Below are 20,015 nucleotides of genomic sequence, written 5' to 3'. Positions count from 1 at the left end.
GGGTCTTACTCGACGACGATCAGGTCGATCGCGGCGTTGACCTGCTCGCGCAGGGTGTCGGAGATCGGCGCGTTGCCGGCAGCGGCAGCGGCCGCGTCCTGGCCCTCGGCGCTGGCGACGTACTCGAGGTAGCCCTTGACGATCGGCGCGACGGCCGCGTCGGCGTACTCCTGGCACGCGATCATGTAGCTGACGAGGACGATCGGGTAGACACCCGCGGCGTCCGACGTGCGGTGCAGCTCGATCGCGAGGTCGCCCTCGCCACGGCCCTCTTCGAACGGCGACTCGTCGACGATCGCGGCAGCGGCCTCGGGCGAGTACTCGACGAACTCGTCGCCGACCTGGATGGCCGCGGTCGACAGGCCCTCTTCAGCGGCGCGCGACGCGTCGGCGTAGCCGATGGTGCCGTTGCCACCCGCGACGGCCGAGACGACACCCGAGGTGCCCTGCGCGGCCTCACCGGCGACGGGCGTCGACGGCCACACGCCGTCGGGCTCGTAGCTCCACACGTCACCGGCGGCCTGGAAGAGGTAGTCGGTGAAGTTCTCGGTGGTGCCCGAGTCGTCGGCGCGGTGCACCGGCGTCACGGCCAGGTCGGGGAGCGTCGCGTCGGGGTTGAGCGCGGCGATCGCCGGGTCGTTCCAGTTCGTGATGGTGCCGGCGAACAGGCCCGCGGCGGTCGCGGCGTCGAGGTTGAGCGAGTCCACGCCCTCGACGTTGAAGATGATCGCGATCGGCGAGATGTAGGTGGGGAGCTCGATGATGCCCGAGCCGTCGACGCACGCGTCGAACGGGCCGGCCTCGATCTCCTCGACCTTGAACGCGCGGTCGGAGCCCGCGAACGGGAACGCGCCGGCCTGGAACGACTCACGGCCGGCGCCGGAGCCCGACGGGTCGTAGTTGATGGTGACGTCGGGGTTCGCCGTCTGGAAGCCGGCGGTCCAGGCCTGAACGGCGACTTCCTGCGACGACGCGCCGCCGCCCGAGATCTCACCCGAGAGGTTCGACGGGGCGGTGGTCTCGTCGGTGCCGCCGGGGGTGCCCTCGTTCGAGGCGCAGCCGGCAAGAGCGAGGGCCGCGACCGCGGCAACAGCGCCCACCTGGGCGATGCGGGAGATCTTCACTGTGTGAATCCTTCACGTGTCAGGGAAACAGGCCGAAACGGCCTTCGGGTTCGAACCCGGTGCGGGGTTCGCTCTGAAACGTAGGCTCGGACTCTTAAGAGACTGGGCTCAGCGGGTGAACGGAAGGTGAACGGGATGCCGACATCCATGCACGGGCATTGACACGGAGGCCCGCTGTTCCCCGGAATTCCGCGTCACGCACTGCCGGCCGTTCACATGCGCCCGCTATTGTGCCTGGCATGAGCAAGACCAGCAAAGCAGAGCGGAAGGCCTTCGACGCGATCGATGACGCGGAGTCCGCGGCGAAGAAGGCCCGACGCGTCGCGAAGACCCTCCCCGGCAAGAGCGCGAAGAAGCTGCGCGAGGTCGCGGCCGAGGCCGTCGACGACGTCGACGTGTCGAAGAAGGCCGTCCGAAAGCACCCGCGCAAGGTCGCGAAGAAGGCGCAGCGCGCCGAGGAGCGCGTACGCAAGGCCACGCGCGCCGCAGTCGCGAAGGCCGAGAAGAAGGCGCGTCTGCGTGCAGAGGCCGAGCGCGCCGCCGCCGAGGCCGCGAAGGCTGCTGAAGACGCCAAGACCCGTGCCGCCGAGGCGAAGGCGCTGAAGAAGGCGGCCGCCAAGGCCGAGCGCGCCGCAGCGAAAGCCGAGCAGGAGGCCCTCGAGGCCGACCGCGTGCTCGAAGTCGAGCTCACCTCCACGGAGACGGTGACGGTCCCCACGGCCCCTCCACGCGCCGCTGGCGCGTCGCGCGGAGCCTCCGGCCGCGTGGGCCCAGCTGCGGCCCCCGCCGCGCGGGAACCCGAGGCCGCACAGCCCGTCGTCGAAGAAGCCGCCGCGGCCGAGGTCGCCGCCGTCGAAGAGGTCCCTGCCGCGCCGGCGCCGAAGCCCCGGACGCCGCGCACCCGCGCGCCCCGAGCCGCGAAGCCCGCGAGCAAGCCGGCCGCGTCAGCCGCAGCATCCACCCCGTCCGATCTCGACTCGCTCACCGTCGCGCAGCTGCGCGAGCGCGCACGCGGCGCGGGACGCACCGGCTACTCGCGGCTCACCAAGGCCGAGCTGATCACGCTGCTGTCCTGACGTGAGCTCGATCGATTCGCTCCCGGCCGTGCCGGCACCGCTGGATCGCATCGACGCGGCACCGGAGCCGCGCACGCTGCTGGACATTCTCCGTGCGACCGTCGCGCGCACGCCCGAGGCTTCGGCTCTCGACGACGGCTCGGGCGCGCTCAGCTACCGCGAGCTGATGGCCCGGGTCGGCCGCACTGCGGCGCTGCTGCACGAGGCGGGCGTCCGCCGCGGCGACCGGGTCGGGGTGCGGATGCCCTCGGGCTCGAAGGAGCTGTACATCTCGATCCTCGGGATCATCGCCGCCGGCGCGGCGTACGTCCCGGTCGATGCCGACGACTCCGACGAACGGGCGCGGCTCGTGTTCGGCGAGGCCCACGTCCACGGCGTGATCGGCGAGGGCGGCGCGTACATCCCCGCGGCGGCCGCGGACGGCCAGGAGCCCGCAGCGCTCTTCGGCGGCGCGGCGCCGCACCCGAGCACGCACGCGGTCGTCACGGTCCCGCCGCCGACGATCGAGGACGACGCCTGGATCATCTTCACGTCGGGCTCGACGGGCGTGCCGAAGGGCGTCGCGGTCTCGCACCGCTCTGCTGCCGCGTTCGTCGACGCCGAGGCGCGCCTCTTCCTGCAGGGCGCGCCGCTCGGCCCGGGCGACCGCGTGCTGGCGGGCCTCTCGGTCGCCTTCGACGCGTCGTGCGAGGAGATGTGGCTCGCGTGGCGTCATGGCGCATGCCTCGTGCCGGCGCCGCGCTCGCTCGTGCGATCGGGCGAGGACCTCGCGCCCTGGCTCATCCGCCAGGCGATCACCGTCGTCTCGACAGTGCCGACGCTCGCCGCGATGTGGCCCGCCGACGCGATCGAGAACGTGCGGCTGCTCATCTTCGGCGGAGAGGCCTGCCCGCCCGAGCTCGTCGCTCGCCTCGTGGCCGACGGCCGCGAGGTCTGGAACACGTACGGCCCGACCGAGGCCACCGTCGTCGCCTGTGCCGCGCTGCTGGACGGCGAAGGACCGGTGCGCATCGGCCTTCCGCTCGACGGGTGGGCGCTGGCCGTCGTCGACGGCGACGACCGGCAGGTCGAGCCGGGAGGGCTCGGCGAACTCATCATCGGCGGCGTGGGACTCGCGCGCTATCTCGACCCGGTCAAGGACCTCGAGAAGTACGCGCCGATGCCGACCCTCGGCTGGGAGCGCGCCTACCGCTCCGGCGACCTCGTGCGCTACGAGCCGGAGGGTCTCCTCTTCCAGGGCCGTGCCGACGACCAGGTCAAGGTCGGCGGGCGCCGCATCGAGCTCGGCGAGGTCGAGAACGCGCTCCAGGAGCTTCCCGGCGTGACCGCCGCGAGCGCCGCCGTGCGCACCAGCGATGCCGGCGTCCCCGTGCTCGTGGGGTACCTCGTCGTCGACGGCGAGCTCGACCGCGCGGCCGCCCGCGCGCACCTCGCCGAGCGTCTCGCCGCCGGCGTCATGCCCCTTCTCGCTGTCGTGCCCGACCTGCCGGTGCGCACCTCGGGCAAGGTCGACCGTGCAGCCCTGCCGTGGCCGCTGCCCGACCTCGACATCCCGCGGGCCGACCTCAGCCCCGACGAGGCGTGGCTCGCCGACCAGTGGCAGGCGGTGCTGGGCCTGCCCGTGCCCGACCGCAAGGCCGACTTCTTCGACCTCGGCGGCGGTTCGCTCGCCGCCGCGCAGCTGGTCTCCCGCATCCGCGCCCGCGTCCCCGACTTCTCGGTCGCCGACATCTACGACGTGCCGCGCCTCGGCGCGATGGCGAAGGCGCTGCAGCCGTTCCTCTCACGCGAGGAGGCAGGGGAGTTCCGCATGCCGGAGCCCACGCCCCGCACGACGCAGTGGGTGCAGTCGCTCCTCGGCGCTCCGCTGTTCATCCTCGCGGGCGTCCGGTGGCTGCTCTACCTCCTCACCGCCGGCGCGATCCTCCAGCTCTTCCCCGGGTTCGAGGCGCTGCCCTCGGCGCCGTGGTGGCTGCTCCTCATCGGCCTCGTGCTCTTCGCCACGCCGTTCGGCCGCATGGCGATCTCCGCGGCATCCGCTCGTCTGCTGCTTGCGGGGCTGCGTCCCGGCGACTACCCGCGCGGCGGGTCGGTGCACCTTCGCCTGTGGCTCGCCGAGCAGATCTCCGACCAGGTTGACGCCGTCGGCCTCGCCGGCGCGCCGTGGGTGTCGTACTACGCGCGTGCCCTCGGCGCCCGCATCGGCGCCGACGTCGACATGCACACCCTGCCGCCGATCACCGGCATGCTCAAGGTCGGTGATCGCGCCTCGATCGAGCCCGAGGTCGACCTCAGCGGCTACTGGATCGACGGCGACCTGGTGCGCATCGGAGAGGTGCGGATCGGCGCCGACGCCACCGTCGGCACGCGCAGCACGCTCGCGCCCGGCACCCGCATCGGCCAGCGCGCCGAGATCGCGCCGGGCTCTGCCGTCTTCGGCCGCGTGCGCGCGAACCAGTCGTGGGCGGGCTCGCCCGCCGTCCGGGTCGGCGGCACCTCCGAGGGATGGCCGGCCGAGCGCCCGCGCGCGGCGCGCCGGTGGCTGTGGGCGTACGCCGCCTCGGCCGTGGCACTGGGGCTCCTCCCCATCGTGAGCTTCGCGGCCGGCGGAGTGGTGCTCGCGATCGGCATGCGCGGCGCCCCCGACCTCGCGAGCGCCCTCGGCGCGGCGCTCGTCTGGCTGGTCCCGGCGGTGCTCGTGACCGGCGTCGTGTACGCGGGCGCGGTCGTGCTCGGCGTCCGCCTCGCGGCGATCCGGCTCCACGAGGGCACGCACGCCGTGCGCAGCCGCGTCGGGTGGCAGGCGTGGACCACCGAGCGCCTCCTCGACTCCGCCCGCACGATCCTCTTCCCGCTCTACTCGAGCCTGTTCACGCCGGTCTGGCTGCGCCTGCTCGGGGCGCGGGTCGGGCACGATGTCGAGGCATCCACGGTCCTCCTCATCCCCGCGATGACGCGCATCGAAGACGGCGCGTTCCTCGCCGACGACACGATGGTGGCGTCCTACGAGATGCGCGGCGGCTGGCTGCGGCTCGGCGAGGTGCGCATCGGCAAGCGCGCGTTCCTGGGCAATTCCGGCATGGCGTCGCCCGGTCACACAGTGCCCAAGGACGGCCTTGTCGCCGTGCTGTCGGCCGCGCCCGTCAAGGCGAAGGCGGGATCGTCGTGGCTCGGCTCGCCGGCCACGCGCCTGCGTCGCCAGCCGAACGAGAGCGACGCGAGCCGCACCTACAACCCGCCGACGTCGCTGCGCGTCGCGCGGTCGCTGTGGGAGATCTGCCGCTTCATCCCGGTCGTCGTCACGTGCGGGCTCGGCCTGCTCGTGCTCTTCGCGCTCGCCGCACTCGTCGACACCGTCGGCCCGTGGATCACGCTGCTGCTGTCGGGCATCGTGCTGCTGGCAGCGGGCGCGGTCGCGGCGGGCATCTCGACCGTGGCGAAGTGGCTGTTCGTCGGACCGATCCGCGCGGGGGAGCAGCCCCTGTGGTCGAGCTTCGTGTGGCGCACCGAGGTGTCGGACACCTTCACCGAGATGCTCGCGGCCCCGTGGTTCGCACGTGCGGCCGCCGGCACGCCGGCCCTCGCGGTGTGGCTGCGCAGCCTCGGCGCCCGCATCGGGCGGGGCGTCTGGTGCGAGAGCTACTGGCTCCCCGAGCCCGATCTCGTGACGCTGGGCGAGGCGTCCACCGTGAACCGGGGGTGCGTCGTGCAGACGCACCTGTTCCATGATCGAATCATGAGCATGGACACCGTCGAACTCGAACCCGGTGCGACGCTCGGACCGCACAGCGTGATCCTCCCGGCCGCGTCGATCGGCGCCCACGCGACCGTCGGGCCTGCCTCCCTCGTGATGCGCGGCGAGAGCGTGCCCGTCGGCTCCCGCTGGAGCGGCAACCCGATCGGACCGTGGCGCGCGGTCAAGGTGCGCGCGTACCAGTCGACGTCGTGATCGGGCCCGATCCGTACACGCCGCGCAGCGGCGACGCCTCGTTCGACGTCGTGTCGTACGACCTCGACCTGCGCTACCGCGTGCACACCAACCGGCTCGAGGGCACGGCTCTCGTGAACGCGGTAGCGACCCAGCGCACGCGCTCGGTGCGGCTCGACCTGATCGGCCTCCGCGCGTCGCGGGTGCGGGTCGACGGCGACGCGCGGACGAAGTTCGCACAGGATGCTGCGGGCCTGCGTGTCACGCCGCCGCAGGCGCTGGAGGCGGGCGAGGAGTTCTCGATCGAGGTGCGCTACGCGGGTGCGCCGCGGCCCCGGCGTTCGCGGTGGGGGACGATCGGGTGGGAGGAACTGGAGGACGGGGTGCTCGTGGCCTCGCAGCCCGTCGGCGCCCCGACGTGGTTCCCGTGCAACGACCGCCCCGACGACCGCGCGAAGTTCCGCATCGCGATCACCACCGACCCCGAGTACACGGTTGCGGCGACCGGCGTGCCGCAGCCCCCGGTGCGCGCCGGCGGGCTCACGCGCTGGGAGTTCGTGTCGGAGGTGCCGACGGCGACCTACCTCGCGGCCGTCCACATCGGCCCGTATCGCGAGAGCGCGCTCGGCCCGGCGCGGCTGATGGCCCCGGCCCCGCTCGTCACCGCCGCCCGGCGGTGGTTCGCCGACGTGCCGCGCATCCTCGGCTGCTTCGAGGAGGCGTTCGGGCCGTACCCGCAGGAGGGGTGCACCGTGGTCGTCACCGCCGACCCGCTCGAGATCCCCCTCGAGGCCCAGGGGCTCGTGGTGTTCGGCGCGAACCATTTCGATCCCGAGGCCGCGCGCCTCGTGCCGCACGAGATCGCCCACCAGTGGTTCGGCAACAGCGTCGGTGTCGAGCGGTGGCGCGACATCTGGCTGAACGAGGGCTTCGCGTGCTTCGCCGAGTGGGTGTGGTCCGAGGCATCGGGCGGCCCCGACATCGCGACGCTCGCCGACGAGCACCACGCGCGCCTGCAGGCGCTGCCGCAGGACCTCGTCATCTCGGATCCAGGCCCCGCGCTCATGTTCGACGACCGCGTCTACAAGCGCGGTGCTCTGACGCTCGAGGCCTTGCGCCGCACCGTCGGCGCCGAGGTGTTCGCGGAGCTGCTGCACACGTGGGTGCGCGAGCACCGGCACGCGCTGGCCACGACCGACGCCTTCCGCGACTGCGTCACGCGGGTCGCGGGCGCGGCGGCGGCGGAGCTGCTCGGCGAGTGGCTCGATGCCCCAGCGCTCCCGCCGTTGCCCGAACGACTGCCGGCTCCCGCCACCCGGCGGTGGCTCAGGCTTCCGGGCTCCCGGGACTGAGCACCGCCACGCTCACCACGACCCCGGGTGGCCCGGCCGCATCCCACCCCGCGTAGACCTCGCCCCCGGGGACGACGGCGGTCCAGCCGCCCGCTGTCGGGGTCACGACGACCGTCGCGGGCTCGACGCGCAGGCCTCGGCCGTCGGCCTTGAGGGCCGCTTCGACCCGAACCCAGTCCCGGACGGTGGCCTCGCCGTCGCCGAGCACCCCGGCCATGCCGGCCGCCTCACGGCGCGCGTCGACCTCGGGCTCGGCGTCGACGCCCAGGGCCGCAGCATCCCGGATCTCCGCCACGGCCGCGATCGCGTACCCACCTGCGTAGGTGACGCTCGCGACGAACGGCGCACCCGAGACGGTCACGGGGCCGTGCGGCCCGCCGCAGCGGGGGCACCGGTTGTCGAGCTCGGCGTCGGCGGGCAGCAGGCGTGCCAGCAGAGCCCACGCGTGCGCGCGCCGGGGCGAACCGGGCGGCACCACGGCCCACGCGATGTCGACGGCAGGCCGCGCGGGCGCCATCACACCTTCGGCTCGTGCGTCTCGATCGTGACGATGCCCGAGCCCGGGTTCTCGACCGACAGATGCACCACCGAGAACGCGGCGGGCTCCAGGGCCGAGGCGCTGCCGAGGTACGAGCCGCGCAGCGTGCCCGTCGCGAGGGCGAGCTCGCTCAGGATGTCGGGCAGTACCGGGCCGTGGCTGCACAGCACCGCGGGCTTGCGCGAACGCACCCGCTCGCCGATCACCGTGCGTGCGTCGGACTGGCCGTCCTCCCACGCGTCCTGGCTGATCAGCTTGGTCGTGTCGATGTCACGGCCGACGGCCGCCGCCAGGGGCGCGACCGTCTTCATGCAGCGGGCGGCAGGGCTCGACACGATGCGCCGCACGCCGAACGCGAGGAGCGGGCCGACGATGGAGGCCGCCTGCTTGCGGCCGCGCGCGGCGAGGGGGCGCGCAGCATCCTTCCCCTCCCATTCCTCGCGGGCGACCGCCTTGGCGTGCCGCAGCGCGATGATCGGGAAGGTCCGCAGCACGCCCTCGTCGACGAGGCGGAGGAAGTTCTCCATGATCTCGGTGTCGACGGGGTAGCTCAGCCGCTTCAGCGCCTTCTTCGGCGACACCCATTCGATCGCCGCGATCTCTTTGTTCGGCACGAACGCCGACGCGCGGATCGCGGCATCCGTCGCCTCCGCCGCCCAGTAGTGCACGATCTTCGTGCGCTTGCTGGGCAGCCGGTAGCGCGACACCCCGACGGGAACACCGAGCGCGACACGGATGCCGGTCTCTTCGTGGATCTCGCGCACCGCGGTCTCGGCGAGCATCTCGCCGGGGTCGACCTTGCCCTTGGGGAGCGTGACGTCGCGGTACTTCGTGCGGTGGATCAGGAGCACGCGCAGCTTGTCGTCGACGACACGCCAGACGACGCCCCCGGCCGCGTAGACGGCCGTCTCGGTCATCGCACCGCCCGCGCCCGCCGACGGCGCTGCACATTGACCATGCTGCGGTCCTGCAGGTCGAGGAGCGGCTTGCCCTCGGCGTCGACGTTGTGACGCACCCACTCGCCGTCGGGGCCGAGGTGCCACGAGCTCGTCGAGTCGCTCATCGACAGCGTGAAGAGGTCGTTGAGCTCCTTCACGTGGGCCGGGGCGACCACGCGCACCAGCGCTTCGACGCGGCGGTCGAGGTTGCGGTGCATCATGTCGGCGCTTCCGATGTAGACGACCGGATCGCCGTCGTTGTGGAACGCGAAGATGCGCGAGTGCTCGAGGTAGCGGCCCAGGATCGAGCGCACCGTGATGTTCTCGCTCATGCCCTCGACGCCCGGCTTCAGCGAGCAGATGCCGCGGACGCAGACCTCGACCTTCACACCGGCCTGGCTCGCACGGTACAGCGAGTCGATGATCTGCTCGTCGACCATCGAGTTGACCTTGATGCGGATGCTGGCGGGCTTGCCGGCCAGCGCGTTGCGCCGCTCCTTGTCGATGAGCCGCAAGAGGCCCTTGCGCAGGTGCAGCGGCGCGACGAGCAGGCGCTTGAACTTCTTCTCGATCGCGTAACCGCTCAGCTCGTTGAACAGGCGGGTGAGATCGCGGCCGACCTGGTCGTCGGCGGTGAAGAGGCCGAAGTCCTCGTAGATGCGGCTCGTCTTGGGGTTGTAATTGCCCGTGCCGACGTGGCTGTAGCTGCGCAGCACGCCGTTCTCCTCGCGGATGACGAGCGCGAGCTTGCAGTGCGTCTTGAGGCCCACCAGGCCGTAGACGACGTGGACGCCGGCCTTCTCGAGCTTGCGCGCCCACACGATGTTGTTGGCCTCGTCGAAGCGCGCCTTGATCTCGACGAGCGCGAGCACCTGCTTGCCCGCCTCGGCGGCGTCGATCAGCGCTTCGACGATGGGGCTGTCGCCCGACGTGCGGTACAGCGTCTGCTTGATGGCGAGGACGTGCGGGTCCTTCGCGGCCTGCTCGAGGAACGCCTGCACGCTCGTCGCGAACGACTCGTAGGGGTGGTGCACGAGCACGTCGCCCTTGCGGATCGACGCGAAGATGTCGGGCCGCTCGTTGTTGTCGCCGGGCTGGAAGGCCAGCGCGGTGGTGGGCAGGTGCGCCTTGTAGTGCAGGTCGGGCCGGTCGATGCGCGACAGGTCGAACAGGCCCCGCAGGTCGAGCGGGCCGGGGAGGCGGTAGACCTCCTGCTGCGTGATGTCGAGCTCCTTGATGAGGAGGTCGAGCGTCACGTCGTCCATGTCGTCGGTGATCTCGAGGCGGATCGGCGGGCCGAAGCGGCGCCGCAGCAGCTCGGCCTCGAGCGCCTGGATGAGGTTCTCGGTCTCGTCCTCCTCGATCACGACGTCCTCGTTGCGGGTCAGGCGGAAGGCGTGGTGGTCGAGCACCTCCATCCCGGGGAAGAGGTCGTCGAGGTGGTTCGAGATGAGGTCCTCGAGCGGCAGGTAGCGCACGCCGCCGTCGACGGGCGGCAGCTCGACGAAGCGCGGGAGCATCGGCGGCACCTTGAGTCGCGCGAACTCCTGGCGTCCGGTGCGGGCGCTGCGGATGCGGATCGCGAGGTTGAGCGACAGGCCCGAGATGTACGGGAACGGGTGGGCCGGGTCCACCGCGAGCGGCATCAGGACCGGGAAGACCTGCGCCTGGAAGTAGTCGTAGAGCGCCTGCCGCTCGTCCTCGTCGAGCGAGTCGTACGACACGACGTGGATGCCGGCGTCGGCCATCGCGGGCTTCACGAGCGAGGTCCACGCCTCGGCGTGCCGCAGCTGCAGCCGGTGCGCCTCGGCCGAGATGTCGGCGAGCACGTCGGCGGGGGAGCGGCCCACGTTCGTCGGCAGGGCGAGACCCGTCACGATGCGGCGCTTCAGGCCCGCGACGCGCACCATGAAGAACTCGTCGAGGTTGCTCGCGAAGATCGCGAGGAAGTTCGCGCGTTCGAGGGTGGGAAGGTTGGGATCCTCGGCGAGCTCCAGCACGCGCTGATTGAAGGCGAGCCAGCTCAGCTCGCGATCCAGATAGCGGTGGTCGGGAAGCTGCGAGTCGAAGACCTCCGAAAGGTCGAAGTCGTCGTCGTCCGCGTCGCCCAGGCCGGCGTCGAGCACCTCGGGTTCGATCATCCCTTCATCATTGCAGGGTGACGTGACGAGAGTGTGAACGAAGTGTCGCGCACGTGAACGGACGGATGCTGCGCCCCGGCCGCCGCCGGCCGGTCAGGCGTCGGTGCGCTCGCGCGGCGCGGGCTCGGGCTCGTCCTCGTAGACGTTGAAGCGGTAGCCGACGTTGCGCACGGTGCCGATCAGCTGCTCCATGTCGCCGAGCTTGGCCCGCAGACGCCGCACGTGCACGTCGACCGTGCGGGTGCCGCCGAAGTAGTCGTAGCCCCACACCTCGCTCAGCAGCTGCTCGCGGGTGAACACGCGCGAGGGGTGCGTCGCGAAGAAGTGCAGGAGCTGGAACTCCTTGTAGGTGAGGTCGAGCGGCCGCCCGTGCACCTTGGCCGAGTACGACGACTCGTCGATCGTGATGCCCGAGGTCTGGATGCGGGTCGAGACCTGCTCGGCCGACTGGCGGCCGACGGCCAGGCGGATGCGGGCATCGACCTCGGCGGGGCCGGCGGTGAAGAGGATGACGTCGTCGATTCCCCAGTCCGGCGACACGGCGGTCAGGCCGCCCTCGGTCACGACGAGCAGCAGCGGGGCGTCGAGGCCCGTGGTGTTGAGGATCTTGCAGAGGCTCTTCGCCCCCACGAGGTCGACGCGGGCGTCGACGAAGATGATGTCGGCGCTCGGGGCGTTGACGAGCTGGGCGGGCTCGGCGGGAATCAGGCGCACGCGGTGGCTCAGCAGTTCGAGCGAGGGCAGCACGGGGCTGCCGCCGTGAGTGGAACTGAGAACCAGGAGCTGTGCCAATGGATCGCCTTCCCGGCGCAGGGGGGTGCGCCGCGAACCCCAGTGTAGGGCGTGGGGGAGAGGGCGCCCGCGCGCATGTCCTCCGTCGACACGCCTGCGCTCCGCATCGCCGCGGGTGCGTCGCACGGGCCGATGCGCGATGATGGGACGCGTGGCCGTGCCTGAACTCGCCCCTCGCCGCACCATCGGCGGCATCGTCGCCGTCTGGGTGCTCGCGGCGCTGATCGCGATCGCCATCGGCATCTTCGCGACGCCGGACTGGCGTGCGGCGTGGCTGGGCGTCGGATTGGGCGGATGCCTCATCACGGCCTTCGCGGTCCAGCTCTGGTCGGGGCGTTCCCAGGGGTTCACCGAGCGTGTGGCGGCGAGCGTGCTGGGCGCGGCGCTCGTGATGGGCGTCATCAGCCTGGGGTTCGGTCTGGCAGCCCTCGTTCCCGGCTAGACTCCCTCGTATGGATACCGTCGCGCTCGAACTCTTCTTCGTGGGCCTGCTCGGGCTGGCGTCTCTGGCGATCGTCTTCGTCTCGGGAGCCGTCGTCTGGAACCTGTACCGCGGCCAGCGCTGACGGACCCGGTCGTGCTCGACATCCCGACCGACCTTCCCGCGGAGCTCGTCCCGCTGTCGTGGCTCATCGGCGTGTGGGAGGGCACCGGCGTCATCGACTACGGCGACCACGCCTACACCGGCGAGTTCACGCACCGCGTGAGCTTCAGCCATGACGGCGGCGACTACCTGAACTACTCGGCCGACGCCTGGCTGCACGACCCGGAGGACCCCGAGAAGCGCACCCGCCTGGTGGCCGAGCTCGGCTACTGGCGCTTGGCACTCACCGCCACCGACGCCGACGCCGGCCCGGGCCTGCTGCCCGCGCTCGCCGCTCCCGTCGCCCGCACCGCCGACGACATCGAGCAGCTGCGCAACGCCGACGGCGGCTTCGACCTCGAGGCGGCCCTCGTGCACGCCGACGGCGTGAGCGAGCTGTATCTCGGCCAGATCAAGGGCCCCCGCATCGACATCGCGACCGATGCCGTGGTGCGTCCCGCCGGTGCGAAGTCGTATGCCGCCGCGACGCGCATGTACGGCCTCGTCGACGGCCACCTGCTGTGGGCGTGGGACATCGCAGCCCTCGGCTTCGAGCTCGGCGCGCACGCGTCGGCACGACTCGCGCGGGCCGAGTGATGGCCACTCCGTTCTCGGCCGTCCCGGGCGCCGTCGTCGACGACGCCGGCCTGCAGCACGTCGGCAATCCTCTCGTCGAGCAGCGCCGGCTCGCCGCCGGCGCGGCCCTCGCGCCGCGCGCGGACCGCGCCGTCATCGCCGTCCCCGGCGAGGACCGCCTGACCTGGCTCGACTCGCTGTCGTCGCAGGCGCTCGCACGCCTCGCGCCGGGCGTCGGCACCGAGATGCTCATCCTCGATCCGCAAGGACACGTCGAGCACGCGGCATCCGTCGTCGACGACGGCGAGACCACCTGGCTCATCGCCGACCGTGCCGATGTCGACGGCCTCTACGACTGGCTCCGCAAGATGCGGTTCCGCCTGCGCGTCGACCCGCGCATCGCCGACGACGAGCACGCCGTGATCGGCGGCACCGCCGCGGCGCTCGAGCGCATCTCGCCCGCGGCGCCCGCCGGCGCGCCCCTGGTGTGGCGCGACCCGTGGCCCTCGGTCACGCCCGGCGGTCACGCGTACGCGCCGGTCGACCCGCACCCCGGTGCCGACCGCGACTGGGCCGAGGCGATCGTCACCCGCGAAGAAGAGCAGCGGATCGCGGATGCCGCGGCCCGCGGCGAGCTGGAGCTCGCGGGCCTGACCGCGGTCGATGCGCTGCGTGTCGCCGCCTGGCGCCCGCGCTGGACGACGGACGTCGACGAGCGCGCGCTGCCGCACGAGCTGGACTGGCTGCGCACCGCCGTGCACCTCGACAAGGGCTGCTACCGCGGACAGGAGACCATCGCCAAGGTGCACAACCTCGGCCACCCGCCGCGCCGCGTCGTCGCGCTGCAGCTGGACGGCTCGGGCAGCGTGCTGCCCGCGCACGGTGCGGCGGTGCGCCTGGGCGACACCGAGGTCGGCATCGTGACGTCGGCGGCGCTGCACTACGAGGAGGGGCCGATCGCGCTGGCGGTCGTGCGCCGCACCACGCCGGTCGACGCGGCCCTCACGGTCGACACCGCGGACGGCCCTGTGGCCGCGGCGCAGGAGGTCGTCGTCCCGCCGGATGCCGGGGCCACGGCCAACGTGCCGCGCATCACCCGGCTGTCGCGCCGCGCGGCGGCCCAGTAAGGGAGCCGGCCGGTGAGCGGCGACGGCGAGACCGCCGCGATCACCCAGGTCGTGCCCACGGGCTGGCGTGCCCGGCTGGACCTGCGCCCGCAGCTCGCGCGCGTGCGCGGCTCGGCGATCGCGATCGTGCAGATCACGGTGGCGGCCACCGCCGCGTGGGCGTTCGCGCACTATGTGGTCGGGCATCCGGCACCGCTCCTCGCCGCCACCGTCACGATCTCGAGCCTCGGCCTCGTGCGCGACGCGCGCCCACGGCGCGTGCTCGAGACCGTCGTCGGGATGCTGGTCGGCATCGTCGTCGCCGAGGGCTTCGTGGTCGTCGTCGGACCGGGGTGGTGGCAGCTCGCCCTCGCCCTCGGTGTGACGCTGCTGGTCGCCCGGTTCCTCTCGCCGTACCCGCCGTTCGCGATCATGGCGGGCGTCCAGGCGTGCATCGTGATGTCGCTGCCCGCGACCGAGCCGTTCTCGCGGCTCATCGACGGTGCGGTGGGCGGTGTCGCGGCCCTCGCGGTGACGGCGCTCATCCCGCGCAATCCCCGCCGCGAGGAGGCACGCGACGGGCACGCCGTGTTCGCGGCGGCGGATGCTGCGGCGCGCACGATCGTGCAGGCGCTGCGCCGCGGGGACCCGATCCGTGCGACCCGCGGACTCGAGAAGGCGCGCGCCATCGCACCGCGCATCGACGAGTGGCGCGCCTCGCTGGACTCCGGCCTCGCCGTCGCCGGGTTCTCGCCGTGGCTGCGTCCGCAGCGCGCCGAGCTGCGCCGTCACCACGCGGTGCTGCAGGCGATGGACTTCGCGACCCGCAACCTCCGCGTGGTGGCCCGCCGCGCGGTGTACCTGTGCGACGACGGTGAGCGCCGCCCGGTGCCGGCCGAGGTGCTCGCCGAACTCATGCGCGCCGCCGCGCTCGTCGGCGAGAGCCTCGACGACATCGCGCTGCAGCCGGCCGCGCGCGAGGCGGTGCGCGCGGTGGCGGTGCGACTCGACCCCGCGCAGATCCTCCCGGGCGGCTCGCAGGGCGAGCAGAACCTCATCACGGCGATGCGGCCGTTCGCCGTCGACCTCCTCACCGCGACGGGCCTGTCGTCGGCCGACGCGCGCGCGATGCTGCCCCGCGTGTGACGGACGGCGTGGCGCCTCTCAGCTCGGGGCCACGGCATCCCACGGCACGGTGACCTCGCCCAGGCGCCACCGCGACCGTTCGAGGACCGGCCAGCCGGCGTCCGCCATCGCCGACAGCGCCGTCCGCCAGCGATGCACCGGGCCGAACGGCGATACGCTCGCGGCGCGCTCCCACTCCGTGTCGAGGGTCGCGAGGAACGCGTGCACGCGCTCCCCGGGGACGTTCCGATGGATGAGGGCCTTCGGGAGGCGCTCCGCGGCGATGGACGGATGCTGCAGCCCGGCCAGTCGCAGCGACACCGTGAGCGTGCGGGGCCGTGCGTCGGGGCCGATCGCCGCCCACGCCGCGATGCGGCCGATCTCGTCGCATGTGCCCTCGACGAGGAGCCCGTCGGGTGCGAGGCGCGCGCACATGGTCGCCCACGCGGCCGCGACCTCGGACTCGTCGTACTGCCGCAGCACGTTGAACGCCCGCACGACCGCGGGACGCCGCCCGCCGGGCGCGGGCACCTCGAAGCCGCCGCGGGCGAACGACACGCGCGCGTCGGAAGCGAACGATGTGCCGCCGGCGCGCACGAGCTCGAGCTGGGTGCGGGCTCGCGCCACACGCGCGGGGTCGATCTCGAGGCCGAGCACCTCGACGTCGGGCCGTGCGAGGACGAGACGCGAGTACAGCTCGAGCGCCGTCACGCCGCTGGCGCCGTAGCCCAGGTCGACCACGAGGGGGTCCGCCGCGCGGCGCAGCGCGGGGTGCCGCGCGATCCAGCGGTCCACGCGCCGGAGGCGATTGGTGCCGGTGGTGCCGCGCGTGATCTGCCCGACCGGTCCCCGCGCCATGCCTCCATGATGCCAGCCGGACCCGTCACAGCATCCGGGCGCGACACCCGGCGCGGATATCATGGGGCGCATGACCGCGCCCTACACGCTGATCCTCCTCCGACACGGCCAGAGCGAGTGGAACAAGACCAACCAGTTCACGGGCTGGGTCGACGTCCGCCTCACCGACCAGGGCAAGGCCGAAGCCCAGCGCGGCGGCGAGCTGCTCGCCGAGTCCGGCATCCTCCCGGACGTGCTGCACACCTCCGTGCTCAGCCGCGCCATCCAGACCGCCGACATCGCGCTGGACGCCGCCGACCGCCTCTGGATCCCCGTCAAGCGCTCGTGGCGCCTCAACGAGCGCCACTACGGCGCCCTGCAGGGCAAGGACAAGGCGCAGACGCTCGAGGAGTTCGGCAACGAGCAGTTCATGCTGTGGCGCCGCTCGTTCGACGTGCCGCCGCCGCCCCTGCCGGCCGACGACCGGTATAGCCAGGTCGGCGACCCGCGCTACGTCGGCATCGACGGCGAGGTGCCCGACACCGAGTCGCTCAAGATCGTCATCGACCGCATGCTGCCGTACTGGCACAGCGACATCGTGCCCGACCTGAAGGCCGGCAAGACGGTGCTCGTCACGGCGCACGGCAACTCGCTGCGCGGCCTCGTGAAGCACCTCGACGGCATCAGCGACGCCGACATCGCCGAGCTCAACATCCCCACGGGCATCCCGCTGGTGTACCGCCTCGACGAGAACCTCGAGCCCATCGCGCCCGGCGAGTACCTCGACCCCGAGGCCGCCGCAGCCGGTGCCGCCGCGGTCGCGAATCAGGGCAAGGCCTGACCCGCACGAACGACAGAAGAGCGGATGCCTCCCCACGAGGCATCCGCTCTTCCTTTTCTTCGTCTTCGCAGCGGCAGCTCCCCAGCTGCAGGCCGCGTGACGGGCTCAGAGAGACGGGGTGACGAGGTCGATCGCGTCGGTGCTCGACGTCCAGTCTCCGGTCGAGAGGTAGGCGACCTTCTTCGCCACCGAGACCGCGTGGTCGCCGAAGCGCTCGTGGTACCGACTCGCGAGGGTCGCGTCGACGGTGGCGGACGGGTCGCCCTGCCAGCTGTCGCTGAGCACCTTCTCGAAGACCGAGACGTGCAGCTCGTCGAGGTTGTCGTCGGCGTTGCGGATCTCGTCGATGAGGTCGCCGTCCTGCGTGCGCAGCAGCTCGGTGAGCTGGCGCGCGGCCTCGACGTCGAGCTCGCCCATCTTGAGGAACGTGGACTTGAGGCCCTTGGGGATCGCCCGCTCGGGGAAGCGCATGCGGGTGAGCTGGGCGATGTGCTCGGCGATGTCGCCCATGCGCTCGAGCGACGCGCTCATCCGGAGCGCGCTCACGACGATGCGCAGGTCACGGGCGACCGGCTGCTGACGGGCGAGGATCTCGATCGCGAGCTCGTCGAGCTCGACCGCTTTCTCATCGATGATCGCGTCGGCCTCGATGACCTCCTCCGCGAGGGCGACGTCGCTCGTGCCGAACGCGCGCGTCGCCTTGTCGATGGCGATCGTGACGAGCTCGGCGATCTCGACGAGACGCCCCTGCACGTCCTCGAGGGACTGGTGGAAGACTTCGCGCATTCCGAAGCACCTTTCATGGTCTGGGAGGGCTTGCGCCCGCGCCCGGCCGATTGTCGCCAGCGAAGGTTAACGGACGGTGCCCCCGTGGTGAACAGTACCCCGCACGGCCGCCCCTGGCGCCGTCGCGGTCCGTCAGGGCCTCCGGCGTGCCCCTACGCTTGAGGCATGGACACGACGCAGCTCGCGCTGCTCGCCCTCCTCGCGGGGATCATCATCGGCGGTTCGATCTCCGCCGTCGTCGTCGCGTCGATGCGGGCACGCGACCGCGCGCACGCCGAGACGTCGCTCGAGATCCCGGACGGGGTGCGCGGCGTACTGCACGGCATGGACGACCCGGCGGTCGTCGTCGACGCGTCGTTCACGGTGCTCGCGGCATCGTCGGCGGCCGTCGCCTTCGAGCTGCTCGAAGGCGGGACGCTCCCCACCGACGAGCTGCGCGCCCTCGCGCGTCGCGTGCGCACCGGCGACGCCGAGACCGCAGAGCCGAGCGCGACCGAGACGATGCGGCTGCGCCGCGGCGCCCCGCCGGCCGAGCCCCGGCTCGTGGCCGTGCGCGCGTCGCGCATCTCGCCGCGCCTCACCCTCCTCGTGCTGCGCGACATCTCGGAGCGCGAGCGCGTGGAAGAGATGCGCCGCGACTTCGTGGCCAACACGAGCCACGAGCTGAAGACGCCCGTCGGTGCGGTGAGCCTCTTGGCCGAGGCGATCGAGTCGGCGGCCGACGACCCGCCGCAGGTGCGCATCTTCGCGACGCGGCTGCAGGCCGAGGCCAACCGGCTCGCTCTCCTGACCTCGCGCATCATGAACCTGTCGCGGCTGCAGGCGGCCGACGAGCTGCGCCAGCAGGACGTCTCGATCGACGAGGTCGTCGCCTCGGCGCTCGACGCGCACGCCATCCAGGCCGACTCAGCCGGCGTCGAGGTGATGCGCGGCGGCGCGCGCGGCCTCTACGTGCACGGCGACGCGCAGGTGCTCAGCGAAGCCGTCGGCAACCTCATCGCGAACGCGATCGCCTACTCGCCGCGCGGCTCGAGCGTGGGCGTCGGCATCAAGGCGGTCGACCGCATCGTCGAGATCGCGGTGACCGACCGCGGCATCGGCATCGCCGAGGGCGAGCAGGACCGCGTGTTCGAGCGGTTCTACCGCTCGGACCCCGCGCGCGCCCGCCGCACCGGCGGCACCGGCCTCGGGCTGTCTATCGTCAAGCACGCGGTGCAGCGCCACGGCGGCGAGGTGCGCCTGTGGTCGCGCCCGGGTCGCGGCTCGACGTTCACGATCCGCCTGCCGCAGATCGACGCGCCCGCCCTCGAGCCGGCGCCCAAGCGCGGGCGCAAGAAGAAGAAGGCCGCCGCCACAGCGCCGGCCACAGCGCCCGCCGCGCCCGCCGGCACGGCGAAGGAGCCCGCCGCCCCGGCCGCGGCACCGGTCGCGGCCGACGCCGCTCCGGCCGCGAAGCGTGATGCCGCAGCATCCGCTCGCTCGGCCAAGGCCGCCGCAGCCAAGACTTCCGTCGGTCCCGCCGGCGGCACGAACCCCGCATCCGTCGCGAATGGAGACCCCGCATGACCCGCGTCCTGATCGTCGAGGACGAGCCAGACCTCGCCGACCCGCTCGCCTATCTCCTTCGCCGCGAGGGCTACGAGGTCGAGATCGCCGAAGACGGCCCCACCGCGCTGACGGCGTTCCGCGAGCGCGGCGCCGACATCGTGCTGCTCGACCTCATGCTGCCCGGCATGCCGGGCACCGAGGTGTGCCGCCAGATCCGCATCAACTCCGCCGTGCCGATCATCATGCTCACCGCGAAGGACTCCGAGGTCGACATCGTGGTGGGGCTCGAGCTCGGCGCCGACGACTACGTCACGAAGCCGTACTCGGCCCGCGAGCTGCTCGCGCGCATGCGCGCCGTCCTGCGGCGGTTCTCGCAGATCGACGCCGACCTCGAGGATCGCGTGCTCGAGGGCGGCCGCGTGGTGCTCGACATCGACCGCCACACGGTCGCGGTCGAGGGCGGCGAGATCAACATGCCGCTGAAGGAATTCGAGCTGCTCGAGGTGCTCATGCGCAACGCCGGCCGCGTGCTCACGCGCGGCCAACTCATCGACCGGGTGTGGGGGAGCGACTACTTCGGCGACACGAAGACGCTCGACGTCCACATCAAGCGCATCCGCTCCCGCATCGAGAAGAACCCGGGCTCACCCGAGATGCTGGTCACCGTGCGCGGGCTCGGCTACCGCTTCGAGGGCTGACGCACTCCAGGCACGAAAGAGGGCGC

General features: G+C 72.5%; 17 protein-coding genes. 10 read left to right on the top strand and 7 right to left on the bottom strand.

The window, feature by feature from the left end; genetic code table 11:
* Positions 1-5 precede the first annotated feature (5 nt).
* Positions 6-1,124 (bottom strand): phosphate ABC transporter substrate-binding protein PstS, encoded by a 1,119-nt coding sequence (pstS, locus tag ACFC1I_RS09115; protein WP_376008192.1) that lies wholly within the window; start codon positions 1,122-1,124, stop codon positions 6-8.
* Positions 1,125-1,363: 239 nt separating this feature from the next.
* Between pstS and ACFC1I_RS09110 the strand changes: the two genes are divergently transcribed.
* From ACFC1I_RS09110 to ACFC1I_RS09100, 3 genes are read left to right on the top strand one after another with little or no spacing between them, the layout of a single operon-like run.
* Positions 1,364-2,200 (top strand): hypothetical protein, encoded by an 837-nt coding sequence (locus tag ACFC1I_RS09110; RefSeq protein ID WP_376008190.1) that lies wholly within the window; start codon positions 1,364-1,366, stop codon positions 2,198-2,200.
* 1 nt (position 2,201) lies between these two features.
* Positions 2,202-6,149, top strand: coding sequence for a Pls/PosA family non-ribosomal peptide synthetase (locus tag ACFC1I_RS09105; RefSeq protein ID WP_376008188.1), 3,948 nt, complete (start codon positions 2,202-2,204; stop codon positions 6,147-6,149).
* A complete protein-coding gene (locus ACFC1I_RS09100; protein ID WP_376008186.1) occupies positions 6,146-7,480 on the top strand; it encodes a M1 family metallopeptidase in 1,335 nt (444 codons plus the stop codon). Before ACFC1I_RS09105 ends, ACFC1I_RS09100 begins: the two co-directional genes overlap by 4 nt.
* Here the strand turns inward: ACFC1I_RS09100 and ACFC1I_RS09095 are convergent.
* The 4 genes from ACFC1I_RS09095 to ACFC1I_RS09080 form a co-directional block, all read right to left on the bottom strand.
* Positions 7,455-7,997, bottom strand: coding sequence for a chemotaxis protein CheY (locus ACFC1I_RS09095; RefSeq protein ID WP_376008184.1), 543 nt, complete (start codon positions 7,995-7,997; stop codon positions 7,455-7,457). The two genes, ACFC1I_RS09100 and ACFC1I_RS09095, sit on opposite strands and share 26 nt — an antisense overlap.
* Positions 7,997-8,935, bottom strand: a complete 939-nt coding sequence (locus tag ACFC1I_RS09090) for an NUDIX domain-containing protein (protein WP_376008182.1) — start codon at positions 8,933-8,935, stop codon at positions 7,997-7,999. Before ACFC1I_RS09090 ends, ACFC1I_RS09095 begins: the two co-directional genes overlap by 1 nt.
* Positions 8,932-11,097 (bottom strand): RNA degradosome polyphosphate kinase, encoded by a 2,166-nt coding sequence (locus ACFC1I_RS09085; RefSeq protein ID WP_376008180.1) that lies wholly within the window; start codon positions 11,095-11,097, stop codon positions 8,932-8,934. The genes ACFC1I_RS09090 and ACFC1I_RS09085 overlap by 4 nt, the downstream gene beginning before the upstream one ends.
* Positions 11,098-11,190: 93 nt before the next feature.
* Positions 11,191-11,889: a DNA-binding response regulator gene (locus ACFC1I_RS09080; RefSeq protein WP_376008178.1), complete on the bottom strand. Its 699-nt coding sequence runs from the start codon at positions 11,887-11,889 to the stop codon at positions 11,191-11,193.
* 142 nt (positions 11,890-12,031) lie between these two features.
* On the opposite strand from ACFC1I_RS09080, the gene ACFC1I_RS09075 reads away from it, so the two are divergent.
* The 4 genes from ACFC1I_RS09075 (at position 12,032) to ACFC1I_RS09060 (ending at position 15,300) form a co-directional block, all read left to right on the top strand.
* A complete protein-coding gene (locus ACFC1I_RS09075; RefSeq protein WP_376008176.1) occupies positions 12,032-12,331 on the top strand; it encodes a hypothetical protein in 300 nt (99 codons plus the stop codon).
* Between the two features lie 135 nt (positions 12,332-12,466).
* On the top strand, positions 12,467-13,069 hold the full coding sequence (locus ACFC1I_RS09070; protein ID WP_376008174.1) for an FABP family protein: 603 nt from the start codon (positions 12,467-12,469) through the stop codon (positions 13,067-13,069).
* The gene (locus ACFC1I_RS09065) at positions 13,069-14,175 is read left to right on the top strand and encodes a YgfZ/GcvT domain-containing protein (protein ID WP_376008173.1); all 1,107 of its coding nucleotides are present in this window, start codon (positions 13,069-13,071) and stop codon (positions 14,173-14,175) included. Before ACFC1I_RS09070 ends, ACFC1I_RS09065 begins: the two co-directional genes overlap by 1 nt.
* A gap of 12 nt (positions 14,176-14,187) precedes the next feature.
* Complete coding sequence (locus ACFC1I_RS09060; RefSeq protein WP_376008171.1) at positions 14,188-15,300, top strand: aromatic acid exporter family protein; 1,113 nt, start codon at positions 14,188-14,190, stop codon at positions 15,298-15,300.
* An 18-nt stretch (positions 15,301-15,318) separates the two neighbouring features.
* On the opposite strand, the gene ACFC1I_RS09055 is transcribed toward ACFC1I_RS09060, so the two are convergent.
* Positions 15,319-16,137, bottom strand: coding sequence for a class I SAM-dependent methyltransferase (locus ACFC1I_RS09055; RefSeq protein ID WP_376008169.1), 819 nt, complete (start codon positions 16,135-16,137; stop codon positions 15,319-15,321).
* A gap of 70 nt (positions 16,138-16,207) precedes the next feature.
* Here ACFC1I_RS09055 and ACFC1I_RS09050 point away from each other — a divergent pair, with 70 nt between their 5' ends.
* Positions 16,208-16,957, top strand: a complete 750-nt coding sequence (locus ACFC1I_RS09050) for a phosphoglyceromutase (protein ID WP_376008167.1) — start codon at positions 16,208-16,210, stop codon at positions 16,955-16,957.
* Positions 16,958-17,062: 105 nt separating this feature from the next.
* On the opposite strand, the gene phoU is transcribed toward ACFC1I_RS09050, so the two are convergent.
* Positions 17,063-17,743, bottom strand: coding sequence for a phosphate signaling complex protein PhoU (gene phoU / locus ACFC1I_RS09045; protein WP_376008165.1), 681 nt, complete (start codon positions 17,741-17,743; stop codon positions 17,063-17,065).
* A 165-nt stretch (positions 17,744-17,908) separates the two neighbouring features.
* Here phoU and ACFC1I_RS09040 point away from each other — a divergent pair, with 165 nt between their 5' ends.
* Both ACFC1I_RS09040 and ACFC1I_RS09035 read left to right on the top strand, forming a co-directional pair.
* Positions 17,909-19,309: a sensor histidine kinase gene (locus ACFC1I_RS09040; RefSeq protein WP_376008163.1), complete on the top strand. Its 1,401-nt coding sequence runs from the start codon at positions 17,909-17,911 to the stop codon at positions 19,307-19,309.
* Complete coding sequence (locus ACFC1I_RS09035) at positions 19,306-19,989, top strand: response regulator transcription factor (RefSeq protein ID WP_116196145.1); 684 nt, start codon at positions 19,306-19,308, stop codon at positions 19,987-19,989. The genes ACFC1I_RS09040 and ACFC1I_RS09035 overlap by 4 nt, the downstream gene beginning before the upstream one ends.
* Positions 19,990-20,015: the final 26 nt, after the last annotated feature.

The organism is Microbacterium sp. NPDC056044, assembly GCF_042267145.1.
In the GTDB taxonomy this organism is placed as follows: domain Bacteria; phylum Actinomycetota; class Actinomycetes; order Actinomycetales; family Microbacteriaceae; genus Microbacterium.
This window is presented reverse-complemented; position numbering and strand designations above follow the sequence as displayed.